At 64.9% G+C, this 23,440-nt stretch carries 23 protein-coding genes; 17 read left to right on the top strand and 6 right to left on the bottom strand.

Annotated elements, in window-relative coordinates; all coding sequences use genetic code 11:
• Positions 1-2 precede the first annotated feature (2 nt).
• Positions 3-1,799 (top strand): acyl-CoA dehydrogenase C-terminal domain-containing protein, encoded by a 1,797-nt coding sequence (locus tag H9L14_RS03790; protein ID WP_187709282.1) that lies wholly within the window; start codon positions 3-5, stop codon positions 1,797-1,799.
• Here H9L14_RS03790 and H9L14_RS03795 read toward each other — a convergent pair.
• The 3 genes from H9L14_RS03795 to H9L14_RS03805 form a co-directional block, all read right to left on the bottom strand.
• A complete protein-coding gene (locus H9L14_RS03795) occupies positions 1,796-4,381 on the bottom strand; it encodes an EAL domain-containing protein (RefSeq protein ID WP_187709283.1) in 2,586 nt (861 codons plus the stop codon). The two genes, H9L14_RS03790 and H9L14_RS03795, sit on opposite strands and share 4 nt — an antisense overlap.
• Before the next feature lie 183 nt (positions 4,382-4,564).
• On the bottom strand, positions 4,565-5,491 hold the full coding sequence (gene cysK, locus H9L14_RS03800) for a cysteine synthase A (RefSeq protein ID WP_187709284.1): 927 nt from the start codon (positions 5,489-5,491) through the stop codon (positions 4,565-4,567).
• A 60-nt stretch (positions 5,492-5,551) separates the two neighbouring features.
• Complete coding sequence (locus tag H9L14_RS03805; RefSeq protein ID WP_246444409.1) at positions 5,552-6,826, bottom strand: MFS transporter; 1,275 nt, start codon at positions 6,824-6,826, stop codon at positions 5,552-5,554.
• A gap of 102 nt (positions 6,827-6,928) precedes the next feature.
• Between H9L14_RS03805 and H9L14_RS03810 the strand changes: the two genes are divergently transcribed.
• The 6 genes from H9L14_RS03810 to H9L14_RS03835 all read left to right on the top strand — a co-directional run bounded on the left by H9L14_RS03810 (position 6,929) and on the right by H9L14_RS03835 (position 14,189).
• Positions 6,929-8,665: a DUF885 domain-containing protein gene (locus tag H9L14_RS03810; RefSeq protein ID WP_187709286.1), complete on the top strand. Its 1,737-nt coding sequence runs from the start codon at positions 6,929-6,931 to the stop codon at positions 8,663-8,665.
• 41 nt (positions 8,666-8,706) lie between these two features.
• Complete coding sequence (gene radA, locus H9L14_RS03815) at positions 8,707-10,074, top strand: DNA repair protein RadA (RefSeq protein WP_187709287.1); 1,368 nt, start codon at positions 8,707-8,709, stop codon at positions 10,072-10,074.
• A 74-nt stretch (positions 10,075-10,148) separates the two neighbouring features.
• Entirely contained in the window at positions 10,149-10,676 is a 528-nt protein-coding gene (locus tag H9L14_RS03820; protein WP_187709288.1) for a CvpA family protein, read from the top strand.
• Positions 10,673-11,983, top strand: a complete 1,311-nt coding sequence (gene cysS, locus H9L14_RS03825) for a cysteine--tRNA ligase (RefSeq protein ID WP_246444411.1) — start codon at positions 10,673-10,675, stop codon at positions 11,981-11,983. Before H9L14_RS03820 ends, cysS begins: the two co-directional genes overlap by 4 nt.
• A complete protein-coding gene (locus tag H9L14_RS03830) occupies positions 11,980-12,405 on the top strand; it encodes an iron-sulfur cluster assembly scaffold protein (RefSeq protein ID WP_187709289.1) in 426 nt (141 codons plus the stop codon). The genes cysS and H9L14_RS03830 overlap by 4 nt, the downstream gene beginning before the upstream one ends.
• Positions 12,402-14,189 (top strand): cation:proton antiporter domain-containing protein, encoded by a 1,788-nt coding sequence (locus tag H9L14_RS03835; protein ID WP_187709290.1) that lies wholly within the window; start codon positions 12,402-12,404, stop codon positions 14,187-14,189. The genes H9L14_RS03830 and H9L14_RS03835 overlap by 4 nt, the downstream gene beginning before the upstream one ends.
• Here H9L14_RS03835 and H9L14_RS03840 read toward each other — a convergent pair.
• A complete protein-coding gene (locus H9L14_RS03840; protein WP_187710023.1) occupies positions 14,186-14,737 on the bottom strand; it encodes a shikimate kinase in 552 nt (183 codons plus the stop codon). The two genes, H9L14_RS03835 and H9L14_RS03840, sit on opposite strands and share 4 nt — an antisense overlap.
• Positions 14,738-14,810: 73 nt before the next feature.
• Here H9L14_RS03840 and H9L14_RS15535 point away from each other — a divergent pair, with 73 nt between their 5' ends.
• The 6 genes from H9L14_RS15535 to H9L14_RS15545 all read left to right on the top strand — a co-directional run bounded on the left by H9L14_RS15535 (position 14,811) and on the right by H9L14_RS15545 (position 20,103).
• Complete coding sequence (locus H9L14_RS15535) at positions 14,811-14,948, top strand: hypothetical protein (protein ID WP_187709291.1); 138 nt, start codon at positions 14,811-14,813, stop codon at positions 14,946-14,948.
• A gap of 501 nt (positions 14,949-15,449) precedes the next feature.
• Positions 15,450-16,682 carry a hypothetical protein gene (locus H9L14_RS03850; protein ID WP_187709292.1) on the top strand — a complete coding sequence of 411 codons (1,233 nt, stop codon included), beginning with the start codon at positions 15,450-15,452 and terminating at the stop codon, positions 16,680-16,682.
• Positions 16,683-16,731: 49 nt separating this feature from the next.
• The gene (locus H9L14_RS03855; protein WP_246444743.1) at positions 16,732-17,574 is read left to right on the top strand and encodes a tyrosine recombinase; all 843 of its coding nucleotides are present in this window, start codon (positions 16,732-16,734) and stop codon (positions 17,572-17,574) included.
• Between the two features lie 33 nt (positions 17,575-17,607).
• Entirely contained in the window at positions 17,608-18,549 is a 942-nt protein-coding gene (locus tag H9L14_RS03860; RefSeq protein ID WP_187709294.1) for an acetyl-CoA carboxylase carboxyltransferase subunit alpha, read from the top strand.
• Between the two features lie 97 nt (positions 18,550-18,646).
• On the top strand, positions 18,647-19,354 hold the full coding sequence (locus H9L14_RS15540; RefSeq protein ID WP_246444414.1) for a M48 family metalloprotease: 708 nt from the start codon (positions 18,647-18,649) through the stop codon (positions 19,352-19,354).
• A 5-nt stretch (positions 19,355-19,359) separates the two neighbouring features.
• Positions 19,360-20,103 (top strand): LysM peptidoglycan-binding domain-containing protein, encoded by a 744-nt coding sequence (locus tag H9L14_RS15545; RefSeq protein ID WP_246444416.1) that lies wholly within the window; start codon positions 19,360-19,362, stop codon positions 20,101-20,103.
• 27 nt (positions 20,104-20,130) lie between these two features.
• Here H9L14_RS15545 and H9L14_RS03870 read toward each other — a convergent pair whose 3' ends face one another.
• Both H9L14_RS03870 and H9L14_RS03875 read right to left on the bottom strand, forming a co-directional pair.
• Positions 20,131-20,310, bottom strand: coding sequence for a Flp family type IVb pilin (locus H9L14_RS03870; protein ID WP_246444418.1), 180 nt, complete (start codon positions 20,308-20,310; stop codon positions 20,131-20,133).
• 85 nt (positions 20,311-20,395) lie between these two features.
• Complete coding sequence (locus H9L14_RS03875; RefSeq protein ID WP_187709296.1) at positions 20,396-20,743, bottom strand: hypothetical protein; 348 nt, start codon at positions 20,741-20,743, stop codon at positions 20,396-20,398.
• Positions 20,744-21,164: 421 nt separating this feature from the next.
• Between H9L14_RS03875 and H9L14_RS03880 the strand changes: the two genes are divergently transcribed.
• Genes H9L14_RS03880 through H9L14_RS03895 form a run of 4 tightly spaced genes read left to right on the top strand, consistent with a single transcriptional unit; the run spans position 21,165 to position 23,426 of the window.
• A complete protein-coding gene (locus H9L14_RS03880; protein WP_187709297.1) occupies positions 21,165-21,920 on the top strand; it encodes a ComF family protein in 756 nt (251 codons plus the stop codon).
• A 14-nt stretch (positions 21,921-21,934) separates the two neighbouring features.
• The gene (grxC, locus tag H9L14_RS03885; protein WP_187709298.1) at positions 21,935-22,192 is read left to right on the top strand and encodes a glutaredoxin 3; all 258 of its coding nucleotides are present in this window, start codon (positions 21,935-21,937) and stop codon (positions 22,190-22,192) included.
• Positions 22,192-23,019 carry a carbon-nitrogen hydrolase family protein gene (locus H9L14_RS03890; RefSeq protein WP_187709299.1) on the top strand — a complete coding sequence of 276 codons (828 nt, stop codon included), beginning with the start codon at positions 22,192-22,194 and terminating at the stop codon, positions 23,017-23,019. Before grxC ends, H9L14_RS03890 begins: the two co-directional genes overlap by 1 nt.
• Positions 23,016-23,426, top strand: a complete 411-nt coding sequence (locus H9L14_RS03895; protein ID WP_343070223.1) for a DUF1178 family protein — start codon at positions 23,016-23,018, stop codon at positions 23,424-23,426. The genes H9L14_RS03890 and H9L14_RS03895 overlap by 4 nt, the downstream gene beginning before the upstream one ends.
• Positions 23,427-23,440 lie beyond the last annotated feature (14 nt).

A 23,440-nucleotide genomic window follows, 5' to 3' on the forward strand; every position in this document is an offset into this window, starting at 1 on the left:
ACATGCCGACCTACACAGCTCCGGTGCGCGAAACGCGCTTCATCCTCGAGGACGTGCTGGAGATCGGGCGCTTTTCGAACCTTCCGGGCTTCGCCAACGCGTCGCCGGATATCGTCCAGGCGATCCTCGAAGAGGGCGGCAGGTTCTGCGAGGAAGTGCTCCAGCCGCTGAACCGCGTCGGCGACGAAGAAGGCTGCAAGCGCAACGACGACGGGTCGGTGACGACTCCTCCCGGTTTCAAGGATGCCTGGGATCAGTTCGTCGCCAACGGCTGGACGACTTTGTCGGCTCCCGAGGAGTTCGGCGGGCAGGGCATGCCCCACGTCGTCTCGACGGCGATTTCCGAGTTTCTCTGCTCGGCCAACCACAGCTTCGAAATGTACAACGGCCTGACGCAGGGCGCGATTGCAGCGCTGCTGGTGAAGGGTACCGACGAGCAGAAGGCGAAATATCTTCCGAACATGGTCAATGGCCGCTGGACCGGGACCATGAACCTGACGGAGCCGCACTGCGGCACCGACCTCGGCCTGCTCAAGACGCGCGCCGACCCCAACCCGGACGGCAGCTATTCGTTGACCGGCACCAAAATCTTCATCTCGTCGGGCGAGCACGACCTCAGCGAGAACATCATCCACATGGTGATCGCCAAGATCGCCGGCGCACCGGACAATGTTAAAGGCATCTCGCTGTTCCTGGTGCCCAAGTTCCTCGTCAACGAGGACGGCAGCCTTGGCGAGCGCAACGGCGTCTCCTGCGGTTCCATCGAAAAGAAGATGGGCATCCACGGCAACTCTACCTGCGTCATGAACTACGATGGGGCGAAAGGCTGGCTGGTCGGTGAGGCCGAGAAGGGCCTTGCCGCCATGTTCATCATGATGAACGCCGCGCGCCTTGGCGTCGGCTTGCAGGGGCTGGCGCAGGGCGAGGTCGCCTACCAGAATGCGGTCGCCTACGCCCGCGAGCGCCGGCAGGGCAGGGCGCTCCACAAGGACGCGCAGGATCAGAGCGCCAAGGCCGATCCTCTGTTCGTCCATCCCGACGTCCGCCGGATGCTGATGGAGATGCGGACGTTCAACCAGGCAGCGCGTGCGCTGATCCTGTGGGGAGCGTTGCAGGTCGATCTGTCGCGCAAGGCGCCGACCGAGGAAGAGCGGCAGGCGGCCGACGACCTCGTCTCGCTCATCACTCCGGTCATCAAGGGCTATCTCACCGACAAGGGCTTCGAGGCTGCAGTGCTCGCGCAGCAGGTGTTCGGCGGCCACGGCTACATCCGTGAGCACGGCATGGAGCAGTTCGTCCGGGATGCCCGGATCGCGCAGATCTACGAGGGCACCAACGGGATCCAGGCGATGGACCTCGTCGGACGCAAGCTGGCCAAGGACGGCGGCCGTGCTGTGCGCGCCTTTTTTGCAGCCTTGGCGGAGGACATCGCCGTCGCGAAGGCAGCCGGCGACCCGGCTGGTATGGCAGCCGCGCTCGAGCCGGCAGTCGGAGAGCTTCAGCGTGCGACGATGTGGCTCGCCCAGAACGGAATGACCGATCCCGACAATGCGGGGGCGGGCGCCTATCCGTACATGGAGTTGATGGGCCTCGTCGTGCTTGGCTGGATGTGGCTGAAGATGGTGCAGGTCTCTGGCCCGCTCGCCGCCAACGGCTCGGGCGATCGCGACTTCCATGAGGCCAAGCTGATTACGGCGCGCTTCTATGCCGAGCGTGAGCTTCCGCTAGCGTCTGCGCTCCGCCGTCAGGTCGAGGCTGGCGCCGAGGCAATCATGAAGCTTCCGGAAGAGGCCTTCTAGGACGCTGCTTTCTGACCGACGTACCAAGGCTGGAGCATCTGGACGTCGTTGAGCTTTTCCTTCTTCGGAGCGAGCCTCGACATCACGAAGACGTCGTTGAACTGCACGCCGAACTTGCCGGACTGAGCCCAGCGGACCGTGCCCTCGATCGGGCCTGCGCCGACGATGTCCATCGCAACGCGTGTGCCCGGAGCGACCGCGCGGCTGCATTCGACCAGCGCGCCCATCGCCGAGATGTTGCGGAGCCTGACCTCGCAGACTTCTCCGTCGATCGACGCCATCGCCCGGCGCATTAGCCGCTGGCGGGGCTCGCGCAGGGACTGATAGCCGTCGGGAACTACCGTAGTCTTTGAGGCCAGCGCGCGCGCCGACTCCCCTTCCATGGGCTTGCCGAAGATGTAGCCCTGGATGTGGCTGCAACCGAGATCTCGTATCAGGTGCAGGTCGTCATGGGTTTCGACGCCCTCTGCGCAGGTCTCCATCTGCAGGCTGTCGGCGAGCGTGACGATTGCGCGGATGATGGCGCTGTTTCTGCTCGTTTTCGACGCCGCGCCGCGGACGAAACTCTGGTCGATCTTGATCTTGTCGAACGGCGCTTTCTTCAAATAGCCGAGCGAGCTGTAACCGGTGCCGAAGTCGTCCAGCGCCAGGCGCACGCCAAGATCCTTCAGCTTGCCAAACGTGTCGTCGGTGGACTCGCCTTCCGCGAGGAACACGCCCTCGGTGATCTCCAACTCCAGCCTGTTCGCCCGGACGCCGGTGCGGGTCAGCGCGTTGGACACGATCTCTACGATTCCCGGATCGTTGAACTGGATCGGGGATAGGTTGACCGCGATGCGCACCTGGTCGGGCCAGCGGGCCGCCTCCTCGAGCGCGGTCTCGAGCACCCAGGTCCCGATACGCGGGATGAGGCCGCATTCCTCGGCCAGCGGAATGAACTTGTCGGGCGAGATCCGGCCCCGAACCGGGTGATCCCATCGCACCAGCGCCTCGAAGCCGGAGATCTCTTCGCCGGCGGTGCGCACGATCGGCTGATAGGCGACCCAAAGCTCGCCTTTGTCGATCGCCTGCCGAAGGTCGTTCTCGAGCACCTGGCGGTCCGATGCCTCCGTGTGCATGGCCTGCTCGTAGAAGCAGTGCTTGCCCCTGCCAGCATCCTTCGCCGCGTAGAGCGCGAGATCGGCGTCGCGGACCAGGCTGTCGGCTGTGCAGCGTCCAGGATCGCCGATGGCGATGCCGACCGATGCGCCGATGACGACCCGGTGTCCTTCGATGCTGTAAGGCCGCGAAACCTGCTCGATCATGGTCCGAGCGAGGGATTCCAGAAGTCCGATGTCGACCTGGCCCGGGAGCACGGCCTTGAACTCGTCCCCGCCGAGGCGCCCAACCTGCCCGTGATCACCCATCGCCAGTTTCAGCCGGTCCGCGACCTGCCGGAGCAGTGCGTCGCCGACCGGGTGGCCGAGCGTGTCGTTGACGTTCTTGAATCGATCGAGATCGATCAGGAACAGCGCGCAGCCTTTTTGCCGGCTCGACGCGTTGCGAAGCGCCTCGTCGAGCGTCTGCCGCATCATCGCTCGGTTTGGCAGGCCGGTCAGGGAATCGAAGCGAGCAAGCCTCGTGATTTCCTGCTCGGACCGGCGCTGCTCGGTGAGGTCGGTGCCGATGCCTCGAAAGCCGAGGAAGCGGCCGCGCTCGTCGAAGATCGGATTGCCGGACAGCGACCAGTGAATGTCCTCGTCGCTGGCCGCCGTCACCACCACGTCGGAGAATGGGAATCGCGCCGAGAGGTGGAAACCGAGCGTCTTGCCGTGGCTGGTCTCCGCCGACAGCAGGTCGGAAAATTGCCGGCCCAGGAGCTCCGGCGCTTCGCAGCGGAAGTCGTCCGCAAGCTGCTGCGAGACATAGGAGAGCGTGCCTTCGGCGTTGGTTTCCCAGAACCAGCCGCGGCCGCTGTTTTCGAATTCCTCGACGAAGTTGAGCGCCTTGCGGGCTTCGGCATCGAGGTTGAGCCTCCGGCGGCCGGCCCGCATGAAGCTGCGCGAACCGGCAATGCTGTAGGCAACCAGCGCCAGCGACAGGATCTCCACCGCGACCGGCACTAGCGGGCCTTGCGAGAGCATGATGGCTGCGAACGCCGACGTGAGCATGTTGGTGATGATCAGTGGCGGGGACTGGATGGAAACGACCGCGCCCATGGCGATGCCGGCGCTCATTGCTATCGGTGCGGCGGCGATCGGATAGATAAACTGATCGTCCTGAACCGAGATTCCGAACCAGGTCCAGAGCACCCCGACGATGGCGAGATAGACGCAAAGGCCGCGAACGACCGTATGCGATGAAAGGTTGAGCCGCTTCCGGTTCATCAGCAGCGCGGCCGCAACGATGTCGCAAAGGATGACGAGCGCTGCCGGAATCAGGGGGTTGTCCGAGGAAATGCCGAAAACACGCGTCTGGAAGAGCGCCGTGCATGCGCCGACGATGAGTAGGTGCGTGACGCCGAGCAGAAGGGCGACATGATCGAGACCGCCAACGCGCCAGTCGGACAGCGAAGCTTCGTCGCTGGTTTCGGGCGCGCGCACGCCAAACCAGAGCGCCTCCCTTATGGAGACCGTCTGGGCTTCTCCTCCGACATTTTCGACCGCTCTCGCGAACCGAGCTCTGCGCATTCCAGGACCTTCATCGCGGGTTTGCCCCGCTAACGAAGGTTTTTAAGCCGGAGGGCGTTAACACCCCGGCTAAGGAACAAGGTTAAGGGCCCTTTACTAACTTTCCTCAGGAAGGAAGTCCGGCACCGATAAATAGCGCTCGCCGGTGTCGTAATTGAAGCCGAGGACGCGCGAATTATCGCCCAATTCCGGTAACTTCTGCTTGATGGCGGCCAGCGTCGCACCCGACGAGATGCCGACCAATATGCCTTCTTCGCGAGCGGCGCGGCGCGCCATTTCCTTCGCGTCCGCCGGATCGACCTTAATTACTCCGTCAAGCAAACTCGTATCCATGATCGCCGGAATGAATCCTGCACCGATTCCCTGGATCGGGTGCGGGCCCGGTTCGCCGCCCGAAAGGACGGGCGAAAGCGTCGGCTCGACCGCGAAGACCTTCAGGCCGGGCCATTCCTTCTTCAGCACCTCGGCGCAGCCAGTGATGTGCCCGCCGGTGCCGACGCCGGTGATCAGGGCATTAGGCGGATTGTCGCGGAAATCGGCGAGGATTTCCTGCGCGGTCGTGCGGCGGTGGACTTCGAGGTTCGCCGGATTCTCGAACTGCTGAGGCATCCACGAATTGGGCATCGCCTCGATGATTTCCTGGGCGCGCGCGATCGAGCCCTTCATGCCCTTCTCGCGCGGGGTCAGGTCGAAGCTCGCGCCATAGGCCAGCATCAGGCGGCGGCGCTCGATGCTCATGCTGTCGGGCATGACGAGGATGAGCTTGTAGCCTTTCACTGCAGCAACCATCGCGAGGCCGATGCCGGTGTTTCCAGAGGTCGGCTCGACGATCGTCCCGCCCGGCTTCAGCTTGCCGCTGCGCTCGGCGTCTTCGACCATCGAAAGCGCGATACGATCCTTGATCGATGCGCCGGGGTTGGAACGCTCGGACTTGATCCAGACCTCGGCCTTGTCGCCGAACAGGCGATTGATCCGGATGTGCGGCGTGTTTCCGATGGTCTCGAGGATGCTGTTCGCCTTCATGCCGAGGCTCTCCTTCTGGTTCGAGGCGGCTAGTTCGGGTTTACGCTCTTTACTTACAAGTCAGGCCCCGCCCGCAATGACGGTTGCTTCTTCGGGCGGAGGTTCGTCGGGAAGCTCGAAAGTGCGGGCGCGCCGAAGCTCAGGGAACAGGCCGGCCCAGATCAGGGTGACGACGATGGCTGCAGCGCCGCCGGCGACAGTCGCAGCGACCGGTCCGAGCAAAGCGGCGGTGAATCCGCTCCGGGTCTCGCCAAGTTCGTTGGAAGCCGAAATCGCAAGCGTGGACACGGCGGCAACGCGCCCGCGCATTTCGTCGGGCGTGTGGAGCTGGATGAGCGACTGGCGGATATAGACGGAGAACATGTCGGCCGCCCCGAGCAGCGCTAGCATCGCTAGCGACAGCGGATAGAAGGTCGAAAAACCGAAGATCGCCGTCGCCGCGCCGAACACGACGACCGCCGACAGCATCTTTACGCCGACATCGGTCCTGAGCGGGCGGATCGAGAAGAAGATTGCCGTGAGCGTCGCACCCGCCGCCGGAGCCGCACGGAGCGGCCCGAGCCCATCGGCGCCGACCTGGAGGATGTCGCGGGCATAGACGGGCAACATTGCCGTTACCCCGCCGAGAAGCACCGCGAACAGGTCTAGCGTGATCGCTCCGAGCACCAGCCGATTGCGGCGGACGTAGGCTAGACCGTCGGCCATCTGCTTGAGCGGGCTTCCGGGCTTCAGCGCCGAGCGCTGGATCGGTCCTATCGTGAACAGGCAGACCGTCGAGAAAGCAAACAGGATTGCGCTGAACGCGTAAGGAAAATGGGGCGTGACATCGTAGAGGATGCCGCCGATCGCCGGGCCAGCGATCGCACCGGTCTGCCAGGCGGCCGAGCTCAGGGCGATGGCTTGAGGGAGGATCGCTTTCGGGACGAGATTGGGCGCCAGTGCTCCGAGCGCAGGACCCGCAAACGCCCTCGCGACGCCAAGCAAAGCGGCTACCCCGAACAGGATCGGGATGCTGATGAACCCGCCCCAGGTCGCGCTGAACAGGATGAGCGCGCACAGGCATTCCAGCGAGATGACCGCCCGGGCGATGTAGCGGCGATCGAGCCGGTCGGCCGCCCATCCGCTGATGGGCGTGAGAACGAACAAGGGCACGAATTGGACGAGCCCGACTAACCCCAGCTGGAACGCCGCTTCGCGGATGTCCATCGTCTCGCGGGCGATATCGTAGACCTGCCAGCCGATCACGATGACCATCGCCATCTGCGCGATCGTCGTCGCCAGGCGCGAAAGCCAGAATGCACGGTATGCGGGGATACGCAGCGGAGCAGGGATCACGAGGCTGCCCCTAGTGACGGATGTGCGACGCCGCAATCTGCCCATGCGCTTGCCGTCCCTGGTGGCGGGCTCTACGCGGGCCGCGCCAAGGAGAGAGGTGTAATGCGCAAATTCCTGATCGCGTCGGCTGCTGTTGCGGCCGTGGCACTCGGCGGCTGCCGGGTGCAGGAGACTTCCAATCAGACCGGAACGTTGGCCGAAACGCCGTCCGGCGACTGGCCGGCCTTCGTCAACGGCTTCATCGAGGCGGCGTTCAAGGCCAACCCCGGTTTCGCGGTAATGCAGGGCCGGCACGAATTTGACGGTCAGATCGCGGACCTGTCGCAGGCCGCAATCGATGGCGAAGTCGCCCGCCTGAAGAAGGTGATCGCCGACGCGGAAGGCTTCTCCAACGACAAGCTGACCAAGGAGCAGCAGTACGAGCGCGACTACCTAGTCGCGGTGGCCAAGGGCCAGCTGTTCTGGATCGATCCGGCCGGCGCCGACCAGCTACACAACAATCCGGCCGCCTACCTCAATTACATCGACCCGTCGGTCTACATCACCGTGCCCTATGCGCCGAAGGAACAGCGGCTGAAGGCGTACATCAAGTTCCTCCAGAACGTCCCTCGCGCGACCGAGCAGATGCGCGCGAACATCAAGACGCCGATGGCGACCAGTTTCGTCGACTATGCGGCCAAGGCGTTCGGCGGCTTCGTCGAATATTATCCGGGCGACGGAACGGCAGCCTGGAAAGGTGTCGGCACAGACGAAGACCAGAAGGCGCTGAAGACCGCGTCCGACAATGCCGTCAAAGCGATGAAAGACACCGTAGCGTGGGTCGAAAGCCAGCGCGCCTCCGCCAAACCGAACTTCGCGCTGGGCAAGGAAAAGTACCAGCGCATGCTCGCCGACACGGAGATGGTGACGACCCCGGTCGCGGAGCTCGAGAGGATCGGCCGAGCGGACCTCGAGTCCAACCAGAAGCTGCTGAAGGAAGCCTGCGCTCGCTACGCGGCCGGGGCGACCATCGAAGGCTGCATGGCCAAAATGAATTCCGACAAGCCGGTAGGCGGGCCGGTCGCCGAGGCCCGGCGCCAACTCCCGATGCTGAAGCAGTTCATCGTTGACCACGACATCGTGACCATTCCCGGGCCGGAAGAAGCCAAGGTCGAGGAAGCGCCAGCCTACAACCGGCAGAACGCGGCCTACATCAACATTCCCGGGCCGTACGAAAAGAACCTGCCGTCGGTCTATTACATCGCGCCGCCCGATCCGACCTGGACCAAGGCGATGCAGGATGCCTACATCCCTGGAAAGTCGGACCTTCTGTTCACTTCGGTCCACGAGGTGTGGCCGGGTCACTTCCTCAACTTCCTCCACGCCAACCGTTCGAAGAACATGTTCGGCCGGGTGTTCGTCGGTTACGCCTTCGCGGAAGGCTGGGCGCACTACACCGAGGAAATGATGCGCGTGTCGGGTCTCGGCGACGGCAAGGACGAAGTGCTGATCGGCCAGCTGTCCAACGCGCTGCTGCGCGACTGCCGCTTCCTGTCATCGATCGGCATGCACACCGGCTCGATGACCCAGCAGCAGAGCTACGACCTGTTCCGCAATCAATGCTATCAGGACGAGGGCAATGCGAAGCAGCAGGCGGCGCGCGGGACCTACGACCCGGCCTATCTCAACTACACGATGGGCAAGCTGATGATCCGCAAGCTGCGCGACGATTGGGCCGCCAGCCGTGGCGGGCAAAAGGCGTGGAAGCAGTTTCACGACCAATTCCTCAGCTTCGGCGGTCCGCCGATTCCGCTGGTCCGTCAGCAGATGATGGGCAGCAAGGCCGAGGCGGTATTTTGACGCCTTGTGTTCCTGCTTCGTTCCAGTAGGATAGGAGCAGGATGGCCAAGCCGAAGACCCGTTACGTCTGCCAGGCCTGCGGGTCGGTGACGGCCCGCTGGCAAGGCCAGTGCGCGGACTGCGCGGAGTGGAATACGTTGGTGCAGGAGGCTGCCGAGGTCTCCAGCATCTTTGCCGCCAAGCACAACCTCCAGGGCGGCGGGCGGCAGATTCAGCTGGTCGGCCTCGATCATCCGGTCGCGCTGCCGGAGAGGATCTCGACGGGTATCGCCGAGTTCGACCGTGCGATCGGTGGCGGAATCGTTCCCGGCTCGGCGATGCTGGTCGGTGGCGATCCGGGCATCGGCAAGTCGACGTTGCTTTTGCAGGTTTGCGCCGATCTCGCGTCGAAGGGCCGGAACGTCATCTATGTCTCGGGCGAGGAGTCAGCTGAGCAGGTTCGCTTGCGCGCCGTGCGGCTCGGCCTCGGTAAGGCGCCGGTCCGGCTCGCGGCGGCGACTTCGGTGCGCGACATCCTCACGACCCTGGGCGACAATGGCGGTGCCGATCTGCTGGTCATCGATTCCATCCAGACGATGCACTCGGACCTGATCGAGGGCGCGCCCGGCACGGTCAGCCAGGTCCGCGCCTCCGCCCAGGAGCTTGTCCGTTTCGCGAAGGAGCATGGCACGGCCGTCGTGCTCGTCGGCCACGTCACCAAGGACGGAACCATCGCCGGCCCGCGCGTGCTCGAGCATATGGTCGACACGGTGCTCAGCTTCGAGGGCGAGCGCAGTCATCAGTATCGCATTCTCCGCGCGATGAAGAACCGCTTCGGGGGTACCGACGAGATCGGCGTGTTCGCGATGGAGCGGGAAGGGCTGACCGAAGTCCCGAACCCGTCGGTCCTGTTCCTCACCCAACGCGGCGAGCCGGTCAGCGGCACAAGTATCTTTCCTGCTCTCGAGGGCAGCCGCCCAGTGCTGGTCGAAATCCAGGCCCTGACTGTCCGCCTCGCCAGCGGTGCCACACCGCGCCGCGCTGCGGTCGGCTGGGACAGCGGCAGGCTGGCGATGATCCTCGCCGTGCTCGAAGCGCGCTGCGGTCTCAGTTTCGCTACTGCGGAAGTTTATCTCAACGTAGCGGGCGGTTACCGCCTGACCGATCCGGCCGCCGACCTTGCCGTCGCCGCAGCGCTCATTTCGGCGCTGTCCGAACGCCCGATCCCCAACGAATGCATCATCTTCGGCGAGATCGCCCTTTCTGGCGAGATCCGCCAGGTCGCGCATTCCGGCCTCCGCCTCAAGGAAGCTGCAAAGCTCGGTTTCGAGAAGGCGCTTGTCCCGTCCGGAGTAAAGGGCGCAGACGGCATCGCGACCGCGCACTTCGGAAACGTTCGAGCGTTGGTGGACCAGATTCTGGGTCGCTGACCGACGAAGAGGATTACGCCCTGAGGGATCGACGGCTCGCATTGCCTGAAAGACTTCGCTAGCGGCGCTCTGGAATGAGCGCGCTCGACATTTTCGTCATCGTCCTGCTGGGTGGGGGAGCCATGATCGGCTTCGTCCGCGGGCTGGTGCACGAAATGCTGTCGCTGCTCGCTTGGGTGGTAGCGATCGTCATGCTCCGCATGTTCCACACACCGGTGTCGGAAGCGCTGGTCGGTCCTGTCGGCACGCCGACCGGCGGGGCGGTGCTTGCCTTCGTGATCCTGTTCCTGCCGAGCTTCCTGTTCATGAAGCTGCTCGCGCGGTCGCTTGGGAAGAAAAGCCGAACGTCGGTCCTCGGGCCGTTCGACCGGGTGCTCGGCGGCGGCTTCGGGATGCTGAAGGGACTGCTCGCCGCGACCCTCTTCTTCCTGGTCGCCAACCTCGCGACTGACCTCATCTACGGGCCGGACGAGCCGAGGCCGGAATGGATGCGCAACTCACGCACCTATCCTTTACTGAACGCCAGTGGCCGCGCCGTGGTCGACTGGGTCGAAACGCGGCGGAAGGGCTCCGCGAAAAGCATCGAGGACAATAAAGAGTGATCCGCCTTCATGACACGATGAGCCGCGAGAAACGGGCGTTCGAGCCCGCCGACCCGGAGCGGATCACCATGTATGTCTGCGGACCAACGGTTTACGGGCGCGCACACATCGGCAACGCCCGTCCGGCGGTCGTGTTCGATACGCTGGCGCGCCTGATCCGGCACGAATATGGCGCGGACAGCCTGGTCTATGCCCGCAACGTCACCGACGTCGACGACAAGATAATTGCGTCGGCGGAGAAGCAGGGCGTCGACCCTTCGGTGATCACGAAACGGTACGAGGATTTCTACCTCGCCGACATGGGCGCGCTTGGCGTGAACCCGCCCGACATTGCGCCGCATGCGACGCAGGAAATTCCGGCGATGGTCGCGATGATCGAGCGGCTTATCGAGACGGGTAATGCCTATGAGGCGGAGGGGCACGTGCTCTTTTCCGTCCCGAGCGATCCCGATTACGGCGCGCTGAGCAAGCGCGACCGCGAGGCGATGATCGCCGGAGCCCGAGTCGAGGTCGCGCCCTACAAGCGCGACCCGGCCGACTTCGTCATGTGGAAGCCGAGCGGGGAGGGCGTGATCGGCTGGGATTCGCTGTGGGGCAGGGGCCGCCCGGGCTGGCACGTCGAATGCTCCGCGATGATCGAGCGGCATCTCGGCGAGACGATCGACATCCATGGCGGCGGGCTCGACCTCATCTTCCCGCACCACGAGAACGAGATCGCGCAGAGCCGCTGCGCGCATGAAGGCAAGCCCCTCGCGCGATATTGGGTGCACAATGGCTTCGTCGACATGGGCTCGGAGAAGATGTCCAAGTCGCTTGGCAACATCATCACGCCTGCGGAGCTGCTGGAGCAGGGCCATCGCGGCGAGACGCTTCGGCTGGCCTTGCTGTCGGCGCACTATCGCCAGCCGCTGGCCTGGACGGACGATCTGGTCGCGCAGGCCAAGGCGACGCTGGATCGGCTCTATCGTTCGGTCGGCGATGCTGAGGCGGGCGACGTCGATGCCGGTGTGGTCGATGCGCTTTCTGACGACCTCAACACGCCGCTCGCATTGTCGAGGCTGTCGGCGATCGAAGATCCTGCGGTACTCAAGGCCAGCGCTGCCCTGCTCGGATTGCTGCAGGCCAGAGCGGACGAATGGTTTCAGGGCGGAGGCGACGCTGGCGAGATCGAATCCCGCATTGCCGAGCGGGCAGCAGCCAAGAAAAACCGCGACTTCGCGACGGCGGACCGCATCCGCGATGAGCTGAAGGCCGACGGCATCCTGTTGGAGGATTCGGCCTCCGGCACTACTTGGCGCAGGGAATGAACGCTCCGCTCTACACGACCGACATCCTGCGGCTGGCGGCATCGCTGCCTACTCCGCGCCAGCTCGATCGGGTGGACGGGACATCTGAACAACGTTCGCCGACCTGCGGGAGCACGCTTCGGTTGCAGGTCCAGCTCGATGAGCAGGGTCGTATCGCGGAAGTCTCGCAGGAAGTTCATGCCTGCGCTTTCGGGCAGGCTTCCGCATCGATCCTCGCTGCGAACGCTGCGGGAAGATCTTCTGAAGAGGTTGTCGAGGCGCTGACCGACCTCGAAAGCTGGCTCTCGGGCAGCCGCGTAGATCCCGGCAGCTGGCCCGGGCTCGACGCGCTTGCCCCGGCGCGGTCACGTCGCTCACGGCATGGCGCAATCCTGCTTCCGTTCAGGGCACTGGCCGCCGCAATGACGGGCGCCCGCGGATGAATGACGTTCCCGAGGTCGTCACCGGTAACCTGCTGGTTGACGGCGCGCTTATGCTCGGAGCGGCGCTCTTTTTCGTCACTGTGTTCCGCAAGCTCGGGCTCGGTGCGACTCTCGGCTACATCGTCGGCGGAGCGATCATCGGTCCCTACGCGCTCGGCCTGATCGGCGAAGCGGATTCGATCATGGCGGTGTCGGAAATCGGCATCGCGCTCCTCCTGTTCCTTGTCGGACTGGAGCTCAATCCGGGCAGGCTCTGGCGACTGCGCAAGGACATCTTCGGCCTCGGGCTGATGCAGGTGATGGTCTGCGGATTGGCATTGGCCGTTCTCATCCATTTCACGCTGGGGTTCAGCATCGAAGCGAGCATTGCCATCGGCCTGCCGCTCGGCCTGTCGTCGACCGCGCAGGTGCTTCCGATGCTGCGTAATACGGGCCAGCTCAACCATCCGCGCGGCGAGCGCGCCTTTTCCGTCCTGCTGTTCCAGGACCTGTCGATCGTACCGATGATCACGATCATCGCCGCCATGTCGCGGGCGCCGGTGGATCCGACCGCGCCGTCGGGCGGAATGCTGGCGCTCTATACTGTGGGCGCGATCGTCGGGCTTGTCCTGGCCGGGCGGTTCCTCCTCAATCCCTTGTTCCGACTGGTCGGCCGCCTTGGCGAGCGCGAGCTGTTCGTCGTCGCAAGCCTGTTCGCTGTGATCGGGAGCGCCGCGCTGATGCACTGGCTGCATCTATCGACCGCGCTCGGAGCCTTCATCGCCGGCGTGATGCTCGCGGAATCGCCTTATCGCCACGAGCTGGAGAGCGATGTCGAGCCGTTCCGCTCGATCCTGCTTGGGCTGTTCTTCCTTTCGGTCGGGATGCTGATCGACTTCAACGCCGTCGCCGCGCGGCCCGGACTCGTGTTCGGCCTCGCGCTGGGAATCATCGTCGTAAAGGCCATCGTGATCGCCGGCCTCGCCTATTTGTTCGGGATGAAAAAGGGCCGGGCGATCTGGCTCGGCCTGCTGCTCAGCCAGGCGGGCGAATTCGGCTTCGTCCTGTTCGGTCAGGCGGCAAGCGCGCAGCTGATCACCCGGGAAGCCGCGTCGCTGTTCGCGGCGGTCGTGACCCTCACCATGGTCTCGACTCCGTTCCTGATGAGGGTGATCGAGTGGATCCTGGAGCGGCTGCCCGAGCCCGCGGTCGATCTGGACGGCCCCGAGTTCTCGCCTGAAACCAACGTCATCGTCGTTGGCTATGGCCGGTTCGGCCAGACTGTCGCGCAGATGCTGATGGCCAAGCGCATTCCGGTGACCATCATCGACAGCAAGCCGTCGCAGATCGAGCTGAGCGAGGAATTCGGGACCAAGGTCTATTACGGAGACGGGACCCGCGTGGACCTGCTCCGCACGGCCGGCGCGGAAACCGCCGAAGGCATATTGTTCTGCCAGAACCCGAAGGAACTGACCCGCGACAAGCTGGAGGCCGTGTTCACGTCCTTCCCGCATGCCGCGATCATGGTTCGGGTCTACGACCGGCTGCAGGTCATCGAGTTCGACGGGCTGGATCTCGCAGTGTGCGAGCGCGAGCTTTACGAGAGCGCGATCTCGATGGGCCGGGAGTCCCTGATCAAGCTCGGCATCCCCCGTCGCGAGGCGGAACGGGTCGAGCGCGAATATCGGGAGCGGGACCTCGAACGGCTGGATGCGCAAACGGTCACCGGCGACCTGCACGCGAAGTTCGACCGCAGTTTCGGAGTCGACCGGCCCCTTTCGGACGAAGCGAAGAACCCCGCCTAGGGCTTTGCAGCGCCGTCGAGGTGCGATTCGAGCGCGCTGACGATCGATTCGACGACGTCGTGATGCGCTCCGGCGCCGCTGGTGATCCGGATGTGCGCCTCCGCGTAAGATGGACCCCGGTCCTTCGCCAGGCGCTCCAGCGTCCCCTTGGGGTCGCCGTTGCGGAGCAGTGGGCGCGTGTCCCTCCGCGCCGTCCGGTCGGCGAGCACATCGACCGGCGCATCGAGCCAGACGGTGATCGCGCGCTCGTTGAGTAATTTGCGGGTGCGCGGGTCGACGAAGACTCCGCCGCCTGTGGCAATCACTTTGACCTCGTCGTCGATTAGGCGGGCTACGAGCCGGCGCTCTCCGTCCCGGAAATCAGCTTCGCCGTAGCGGTCGAAAATTTCAGCGGCCGAATAGCCTGCAGCATCGGCGATCGCTGCGTCGGTATCGATGAAGGGAAGGCCCAGCCGCTTCGCCAGGCGGCGTCCGACAGTCGACTTTCCCGCACCCATCAGGCCAACGAGAACGATCGGACGGTCAAGGCGGTCTGTCAGCTTTCCCACGCTCGGGCTATACAGCGGGCGGGCGGGGCGGCAAAAGCGGTCGCATTCCCGACCCAAGCAAACGCGAGTTAAGATGCCGCGAGCCGTGATTGTCCTCCTTGTCCTCGTCCTTCTCGTCGTTGGACTGATGTTCTTCTTCTCCAGCCGGGCAGGCGAAGTTCCGACCAAGACCATCGAGACCGAGGTGACCGCACCGGCCAATGCCAGCTAGCCGACTGCTCGTGGCCGCAGCCGCGGCTGCAATTGCCCTTCCAGCGCTCGCACAGGATGCGACTCCGCAGTCAAACGCCGCGGCTCCTGCGCCTGCGCCTGCGCCGGGCCCGGCTGCTCCGCCGGGATCCGCAGGTGAAAGCGAAACCGGAGTCGTCGAGCTAAATGCCGATCAGCTGACGGAGGTCGAGCCGCCTCCTCCGCCTGTTGAATATCCGGCCTTTGCACGGCGCGACCCGCGGCTCGTGGGGCGTCTCGACCCGGTCGAGCTTGGTCTCGGCGCCAGTCCGTGGCGTGGAGCGAGTGGCGCATTTCTGGGCTCGCTGATGCGGCGGATGGATACTCCGCTCGCGTCGCGCTGGGCGCATATCGCACTTCGCAACGCGCTTCTCTCAAAAGCGCTCGCACCGCGGAATATAAACCCCGTGGACTGGGCCGCCGAGCGTGCCTGGCTCCTTCTGAAGATGGCGAGGCGGACGCGGCGCGGATGGTTGTGTCCGGTGTGGACACGGACCGATTCACTCCGCGCATGTTCCAGGTCGGGGTGCAGAGCGCGCTGGCCAATGCGGATCCCGCGGCGCTCTGCCCGCTTCAGGATGGCATCCAGAAGACCGATCGCAACATCGTCCAGATTGTCGACGCCATGTGCGCAGCGCTCGCGGGCGAGCCGGAGACCGCCAACGCGCAGATCGACGCAGCGCGGCGGCGCGGGCGGATGCAGGGCATCGATCTCGAGCTTGCGCAGAAGGTCATCGGCGCCGGGGCGAACACGAATCGCGCAGTGGACATCGACTGGGGCCCGGTCGATCGCATCGACAATTGGCGGTTCGGTCTCGCGACCGCGACTGGAATGACCTTCCCGGACCGGCTCATCAAGGGCGCCCCGACCCAAATCCGCGCCTGGCAGGCGGCGTCGCCGATGATCGCTCCGCAGGACCGTCTCGCATCGGCGCAGATCGCTGCGGGGCTCGGCGTCTTCTCGTCGCAGTCGCTCGCCGACCTCAACGCGCTGATTTACGATTCAACCGACCCGGACGACATTCCCGGAACCGCAGCCTTCCAGCTGCGGCAGGCCTTCATCGGCAAGGACCAGGACACGCGGCTCGGCGCGATGCGGAAGCTGTGGAGCGCGTCGTCCGATTACCTGGAGCTTCAGGGCGCACGCGCCATGCTCGGCCGCGCGTCAGCGATGGTTGAGCCGACCGCGGACCTCCAGTCGGACGCTCCGAACCTCATCGCATCGATGCTGGCCGCTGGCTACGACAAGGACGCTGGCCGCTGGGCCCGCGCGGTCAGCCAGATGGACGACCAATATGCGGACCAGGCTTGGGCGATGCTGGCGCTTGGCGCTCCCGACGGGACGCCCGTCGATCTCGGTGTCCGCCGGATCAATGCCTTCATCGACCGCGACAATAGCGACGGGAAAAGGCGCAGCGCTTTGCTGATCGCAGGCCTCGCCGGGCTGGGACGGATCGATCAGGAAACGGCGAGCCGGCTGAGCACCCGTTTCGGGCTTCGAATCGGGCATCGCTCGATCTGGACCCGGATGATCGACCGTGCGGCGTCGCTCGGCCAGGCCGGGACCGTGCTCGTCCTGACCGGCACCGGGATGCAGTCGGCGACCTTCGACGAGACCCCGCCCGCCCACGTCTTCCACTCGGTCGCCGCCCTGAAGCGCACGCGGCTGGAGTTCACGGCGCGAATGATCGCGGCGGAAGCGCTCGCGCGCACGTGACCTTGGGGTGAACCTCGAAGACAAGGCGCTGGTTGATCGCTTCCTCGACATGATGGCTGCCGAGGCAGGTGCATCCCGGAACACCTTGGCGGCTTATCGGACGGATCTCGAACGAACCTCGGAATCGCTCGGCGGAGTCCTTGGCGACGCGGATAGCGGCGCGCTGTCGGAGCTCGGCAAGAAATGGAGCGACCTCGCGCCATCGACGGTGGCCCGCCGGTCAGCGGCACTGCGGCGCTTCTACGGATTTCTGTTCGACGAGGGCATGAGAAAGGACGATCCGTCGGCCGCGCTTCCGCGCCCCGCCTTCGAGAGGCCGCTTCCGAAAATACTCGATTCCGACGAGGTCTCGGCGATGTTCCAGGCGGCCGAAGATCGCGCGTCGAGCGGCGAGCATCTCGCCCTTCGCAACCTCGCGCTTCTCGAACTGCTCTATGGATCCGGCCTTCGGGCGACCGAGCTGGTCAGCCTTCCACGCGGTGCGGTGCGCGTCGGTCAGCCGTTCCTGATCCTGCAGGGGAAGGGTTCGAAGGAAAGGCTAGTCCCAATCTCCAGCCGCGCCGAGCAGGCGGTCGTCCGCTGGCGCGAGGAAGTGCCGTCGTCGTCGCTCTGGCTTTTCCCGAGCGGCAAGTCCCATCTCAGCCGGATGCGCCTTTACCAGATCGTCCGAACCATGGCGGCAGACGCGGGAATCCCGCCCGAGCGCATTAGCCCGCACGTGCTTCGCCATGCCTTCGCGACGCATCTCCTGTCCGGTGGCGCCGATCTTCGCGTCGTCCAGTCGCTGCTCGGCCATGCCGACATCGCGACCACGCAAATCTACACGCACGTCGACAGCGCGCGGCTGATCGAACTGGTGAATACCCGCCATCCGCTCGCCGACCGTCGTTGACGTAACGGAACCTCCACCCTACCCGAACGCGCAATGCAGACGTACCTCGATTTCGAGAAGCCGATTGCCGAGCTCGAAGCCCGCGTGTCCGAGCTCAAGGAAACGGCGAACTCCGGTGAGCTCGACCTGGACGCGGAGATCGGCAAGCTTGAGGCCAAGTCGGCCAAGCTGCTGCGCGACACCTATTCCAAGCTGACCCCCTGGCAGAAGGCGCAGGTTGCCCGGCACCCGGAGCGCCCGCACTTCAAGGATTATGTCGCGGGCCTCACGAGCGATTTCGTGCCGCTCGCGGGGGACCGGTCGTTCGCGGACGATCCCGCGATCGTCGGCGGGCTCGCGACGATCGACGGCCGCAAGGTCCTGCTGCTTGGCCATGAGAAGGGCGACGACACCGCCTCGCGCCTGAAGCACAATTTCGGGATGGCGAAGCCGGAAGGATATCGGAAGGCCATCCGCCTGATGCGACTTGCCGACCGCTTTGGTTTGCCGGTCGTCAGCCTGGTCGACACTCCGGGCGCCTTTCCCGGCGTCGAGGCCGAGGAGCGCGGGCAGGCTGAAGCCATTGCACGCTCGACCCAGGAATGCCTCGAGCTAAAGGTGCCGATGATCGCCGTAATCGTCGGCGAGGGTGGAAGCGGCGGCGCGGTCGCAATCGCGGCTGCGAACCGCGTGCTGATGTTTGAGCATGCGGTCTATTCGGTGATCTCGCCGGAGGGCTGCGCCTCGATCCTGTGGCGGACCGCGGACAAGGCCGCCGACGCTGCCGAGGCGATGAAGATCACGGCGCAGGACCAGCAGGCGCTGGGCGTCGTCGACCGGATCGTGACCGAGCCGCTCGGCGGTGCGCACCGCGATCCCGACCTTGCGATTCGGAACCTCAAGGAAGCGATTATCGAGGAGCTGAAAGGCTGTTCCGCGCTGGGCGGGGGCGAGCTCCTGCGGCAGCGGCGCGCCAAATATCTGGCTATGACCTGACGGTCACAACAGGAACCCACCGCCTTAATCTCACGTTCAAAGACGCGAGGGTCAGTTACGTGGCCGTAGCGAATGTGAAAGGTTGGTTATGCGTTCCATGTTCCTCCTGCTCGGCACTGCCGCGATGGTGGCGTCGCCCGTAGCGGCCTCGGCCCAGATCGCCGGCCGTGGGATCAATCCGCGCTATGTGCAGGAAGCCCAGCAGGATCACCCGAAGCTGGTGGAGGAGTTCGGCGGCGCCGAAACCGGGTCGCGCGCGGCGTACATCAACAGTGTCGGCCGCCGCGTCGCGGCCTATTCGGGCGTGTCCCCGGGCGCATACCGCTTCACTCTCCTCAATTCGGCGGTCGAGAACGCCTTCGCCGTGCCCGGTGGCTACGTCTACATCACTCGCCAGCTGATGGGGCTGATGGACAATGAGTCCGAACTGGCCTTCGCGCTCGGCCACGAAGTTGGCCACGTCGCCGCCAACCATGCGCAGGCGCGAGAATCCTATGCGCAGCGGAGCGGAATCTTCGGCGTGCTTGGTGCCATCCTTGGGAGCGTAATCGGCGGCGGATTCGGAAGCGCGGTTGCGCAAATGGCGACACAGCGTTCCCAGCTGGCGACGCTCAGCTTCTCGCGCGATCAGGAGTATCAGGCGGACACGCTTGGCCTGAGGTACCTCGTCTCGGCAGGCTACGACCCTGCCGGCGCAGCCGGAGTCCTTTCGGCAATCACCCGGGCAACTGCGCTTGAAGCCCGAGTGCAGGGCCAGGACAGCCGCCAAACGCCGGAATGGGCCAGCACTCACCCCTCAGCGTGAATCGCATGCAGCGCGCGCTCGCCGAAGCGCGGCAGACCGGGCGGTTGGGGAGCGGACTTCGCAACCGCGACCAGTTCCTGAGCCAGCTCGAGGGCGTCTACGTCGATGACGATCCCGCGCAGGGCGTCATCGAAGGCCGGACTTTCACCCATCCCGACCTGCGGATCTTTTTCGCAGTGCCGCAGGGTTATCTGATGCAGAACGGCACGACCGCCGTCTCGATCAGCGGAACGGCCGGGAAGGCGCAATTCAGCGGCGGCCGCTACAACGGCTCGCTCGAAAACTACATCACCCAGCTGCTCAGGGAGCTTGCGGGCAACGAGGTCCAGCTTTCCGTGCCCCAGCCGCAGCGGACCATGATCAATGGCATTCCCGCCGCCTACACGACGGGGCGCGCGGCAACGTCGTCAGGAACGGTCGACGTCAGCGTCTTCGCCTACCAGTGGAGCCCGAACACGGTTTATCACTTCGTGATGATCACCCGCGGCGGGCAGGGTGTCGGTCCGTTCGTGCCGATGGTGGAATCGATCCGGCGGATCACTCCAAACGAAGCCGCCGCCATCCGTCCGAGGATCATCGACGTGCATACCGTCGCGCCGGGCGAGACGGTGCAAGCGCTCGCGAGCCGAATGGCCTATCGGACCTTCCAGCTCGATCGATTCCTGGCGCTCAATAATCTGGCCGTCAACTCGAGGCTGGTGCCGGGCCAGAAAGTGAAGCTGGTCGTTTATGGGTCCCGGCGCGCCTGAACGCGGCCCCTGGCGCCGGGAACTCCGTTACGAGTTCTGCACTGCCTGTGAGATGTTGCTCCACATGCCACCGGCGCCGCCGCCCATTGCGCGAAGGCCACCCATCATCGCGATGACGATGAGTGCAGCGATCAGTCCGTACTCGATCGCCGTTGCGCCCTTCTGGTCGGTGCGCAGTCGCCGAAAATTCCTTCGGATAGCGTCCACGCCACCCTCCTCTGGTCCACGTCCACGACAGCCGATTACACCATTACGGGTTAACAACTGATGCGGCGCAGAGGTTAATACCGCTTCATCCATTTCCCGGAACAGCGGACGTCCAGGCGGCAAAGTGGAGCAGCTCGAACATCTCGGTGACACGGCCATCCTCGGCTCCGGACAGGAACTGTCGGCTTGCCGCGGCGATCGCTTCGCGGGTCAAAGGGCGACGAGCGCGCGATGCGAGGATGTTGGTCGCTCCCATTGAGCGCAGGTCGCGAACAAGGTCGGCCAGGCCCTTGTAGCTCACCTGGACGCGGTCCACGTCGACCACCGGCATTGTGAAGCCTGCCGACGACAGGAGCGAGGTGAAACCGGCCGGCTCGATGCGCGGATGCACGTGCGGCGTCGCGGCGCCCATCTTCTCATCGGCAGCCCGCATGGCGGATCGGAGGGCGGGCAAAGTGTCGCCCCCGGAACCGCACCGATGAACAGGGAATCCTCGCGCAGAGCGAAGCGGATGGTCAGGAGCGCGCGCGGAAGATCGTTAACGGTATCCAGCTCCCCGACCGCGACGCACAGGTCGTACGAGCCGGGTTCGAGCTGCATCAGCCCATCCGTTTCGAAGAGGTCGACCTGGTCCGCGATCTGCAGGAGCCGTTCTCGCCAGCCCGGGTTCGGCGGACCGACCAGAAGCCCCGAGCGAAACCGACGCTGCACTAACGACAGGCGCTCGATGATGTCCTCGAACGCACGTTCATGCAGGAACAGCTCCAGCCCGCGCCGGAGCGCGCGTTTCCGGCGTAATGCCCGCAGCTTCTGTTCGAATAGCTCGTCTGCCACGGGCGCTTGTGCGGCGGAGGATGAGCGGCGACAAGGACGGAGTGAGGGCGGGTGAGACTATTCGGTTCGCATTGAAGCAGGTGCTGGATTTCGCCCTGCCACCCCGTTGCGCGGGCTGCGGCACCATCGTCGCCGACCTGCACAGCTTCTGTCCGGAATGTCGGACCAGGGTCGAATTCCTCGGCGAGAGCGGCTGCTCGACCTGCGGAATCCCGCTGGAGGCCACGGACGCAGACACGTGCGGCTTTTGCATCGCCAAGCCGCCTCGCATCGGGCGCACACGGGCGGCGCTCGCCTATGACGAGCTTTCGCGAAGCATTGCGCTGCGCCTGAAACACGGGCGGAAAGTCGCGCTTGCGCGAACGATGGCGCGCTACATGGCGCCGCTGGTCCGATCGGATGGTGAGCCTCTTCTGGTGCCGGTTCCCTTGCATCGAAGCTGCCTGTGGTCGCGCGGGATCAACCAGTCAGCGCTGGTCGCCCGGGAACTTGCCAAGATGACCGGCCCGCGCACTGATCCCTGCCTCCTGAAGCGCGTGAAGCGGACGCCGGCGCTCAAGGGCATGAGCCCTCGCCAGCGACGGAAATTGGTCGCGGGCGCATTCAAGATGAAACCCGAGGCGGACCTTCAGGGGCGTACCATCGTTCTCGTCGATGACGTGCTGACGACCGGAAGCACCGCCAATGCCTGTGCGCGAGCGCTTGAGCAGGCAGGCGCCGGTCGCGTCGAACTGGTCAGCTGGGCGAGGGTGATCAAGCCGATGCAGTTGAGTTGAGCAGGAGCGAACGAGTGGCCCGGGTGGAGATTTATGTGAAGTCGACGTGCGGCTTTTGCTTTCGGGCGCTTCAGCTGCTCGAATCGAAGGGCGTCGACTATGAAGCGCACGAACTGACCTGGGGTAGCCCATTGCGGGAAGAGATGATCCAGCGCGCCAAAGGACGCACCACCGTGCCCCAGATTTTCATCGACGGGCAGCACATCGGCGGGTGCGAGGATCTCTATGCGCTGGACCGCGACGGCAAGCTGGAGCAATTATTGGCGGCCTGATGGTCAAGATCGCACTCTTCCAGTCGAATACGGGCATCGACCCCGCCGCCAATGCCGCGCGCATGGTGGACGCAATCGATCGCGCCGCGGACGCCGGCGCCGCAATGCTGTTCACGCCCGAAATGTCGGGGCTCCTCGATCGCGACCCCGAGCGGGCCGCGCACAACGTGCGGCTCGAAGAGAATGACGAAGTGCTCGCCGCGGCGAGAGAAGCGGCCCGCGAGAAGGAAATCTGGGTCCACATCGGTTCGCTCGCGGTGCGTACCGAGGGACGGCAGCTCGCCAACCGTGCCTTTGTAATTGACCCGCGAGGCGAGGTCCGGGCGCGCTATGACAAGATCCATCTGTTCGACGTCGATCTTCCCACGGGCGAGAGCTGGCGCGAGAGCAACGTCTACAAGCATGGCAGCGAGGCGGTGATCGTCGACGGTACGCCCGTGGGAAAGCTGGGCCTTACCATCTGCTACGATTTGCGCTTCCCGGCGCTGTTCGCTCGCCTTGCGGAGGCTAACGCCGATGTGATCGCAGTTCCGGCAGCGTTCACGGTCCCGACCGGAAAGGCGCACTGGGAAGTGCTCCTGAGGGCGCGCGCGATCGAAGCCGGCGTGTTCATCGTGGCTGCAGCGCAGTCAGGTCATCATGAGGACGGTCGCAACACCTACGGCCATTCGCTGGTCATCGATCCGTGGGGCGAGGTGTTGCTCGACATGGGCGAAGGAGCCGGTGTGAAGACGGTCGAGGTCGATCTGAGCAGGATCACGGACGTGCGCAGCCGCGTCCCGGCGCTCAGCCATCGCCGGCCCATCCACGAGGCGGTCGCGCGATGATCGTATTCGATCTCAAGTGCCTCGACGGCGGAGAAGTCTTCGAGGGCTGGTTCAGCTCCGGTGCCGACTTCGACGAGCAAACCGAGCGCGGGTTGCTGCAATGCCCTTATTGCGGGTCGGCGAAGGTCGAGAAGGCGCCGATGGCGCCGCTCGTCGGCCGGTCGGATGGGCCGCGCTCGGACGTGAAGGGGATGATGGCCGAATTGGCAGCGCTGCAGACGAAGATGCTCAGCAATTCGGAATGGGTCGGCGACAAGCTTCCGGAGCAGGCGCGCGCCATGCACCTAGGAGAGATCGAGCCGCGCGCGGTCCATGGCAAGGCGACCGCCGAAGAGACAAAGTCGCTGATCGAGGAAGGGTGCCGCTTCTCCCTCTCCCGCTTCCGGTGGTGCCGCCCGGCCAAGTGAATTGATAAAGCCGC

The sequence above is a fragment of the Sphingomonas sediminicola genome (genome assembly GCF_014489515.1).
Taxonomy (GTDB): Bacteria; Pseudomonadota; Alphaproteobacteria; order Sphingomonadales; family Sphingomonadaceae; genus Sphingomicrobium; species Sphingomicrobium sediminicola.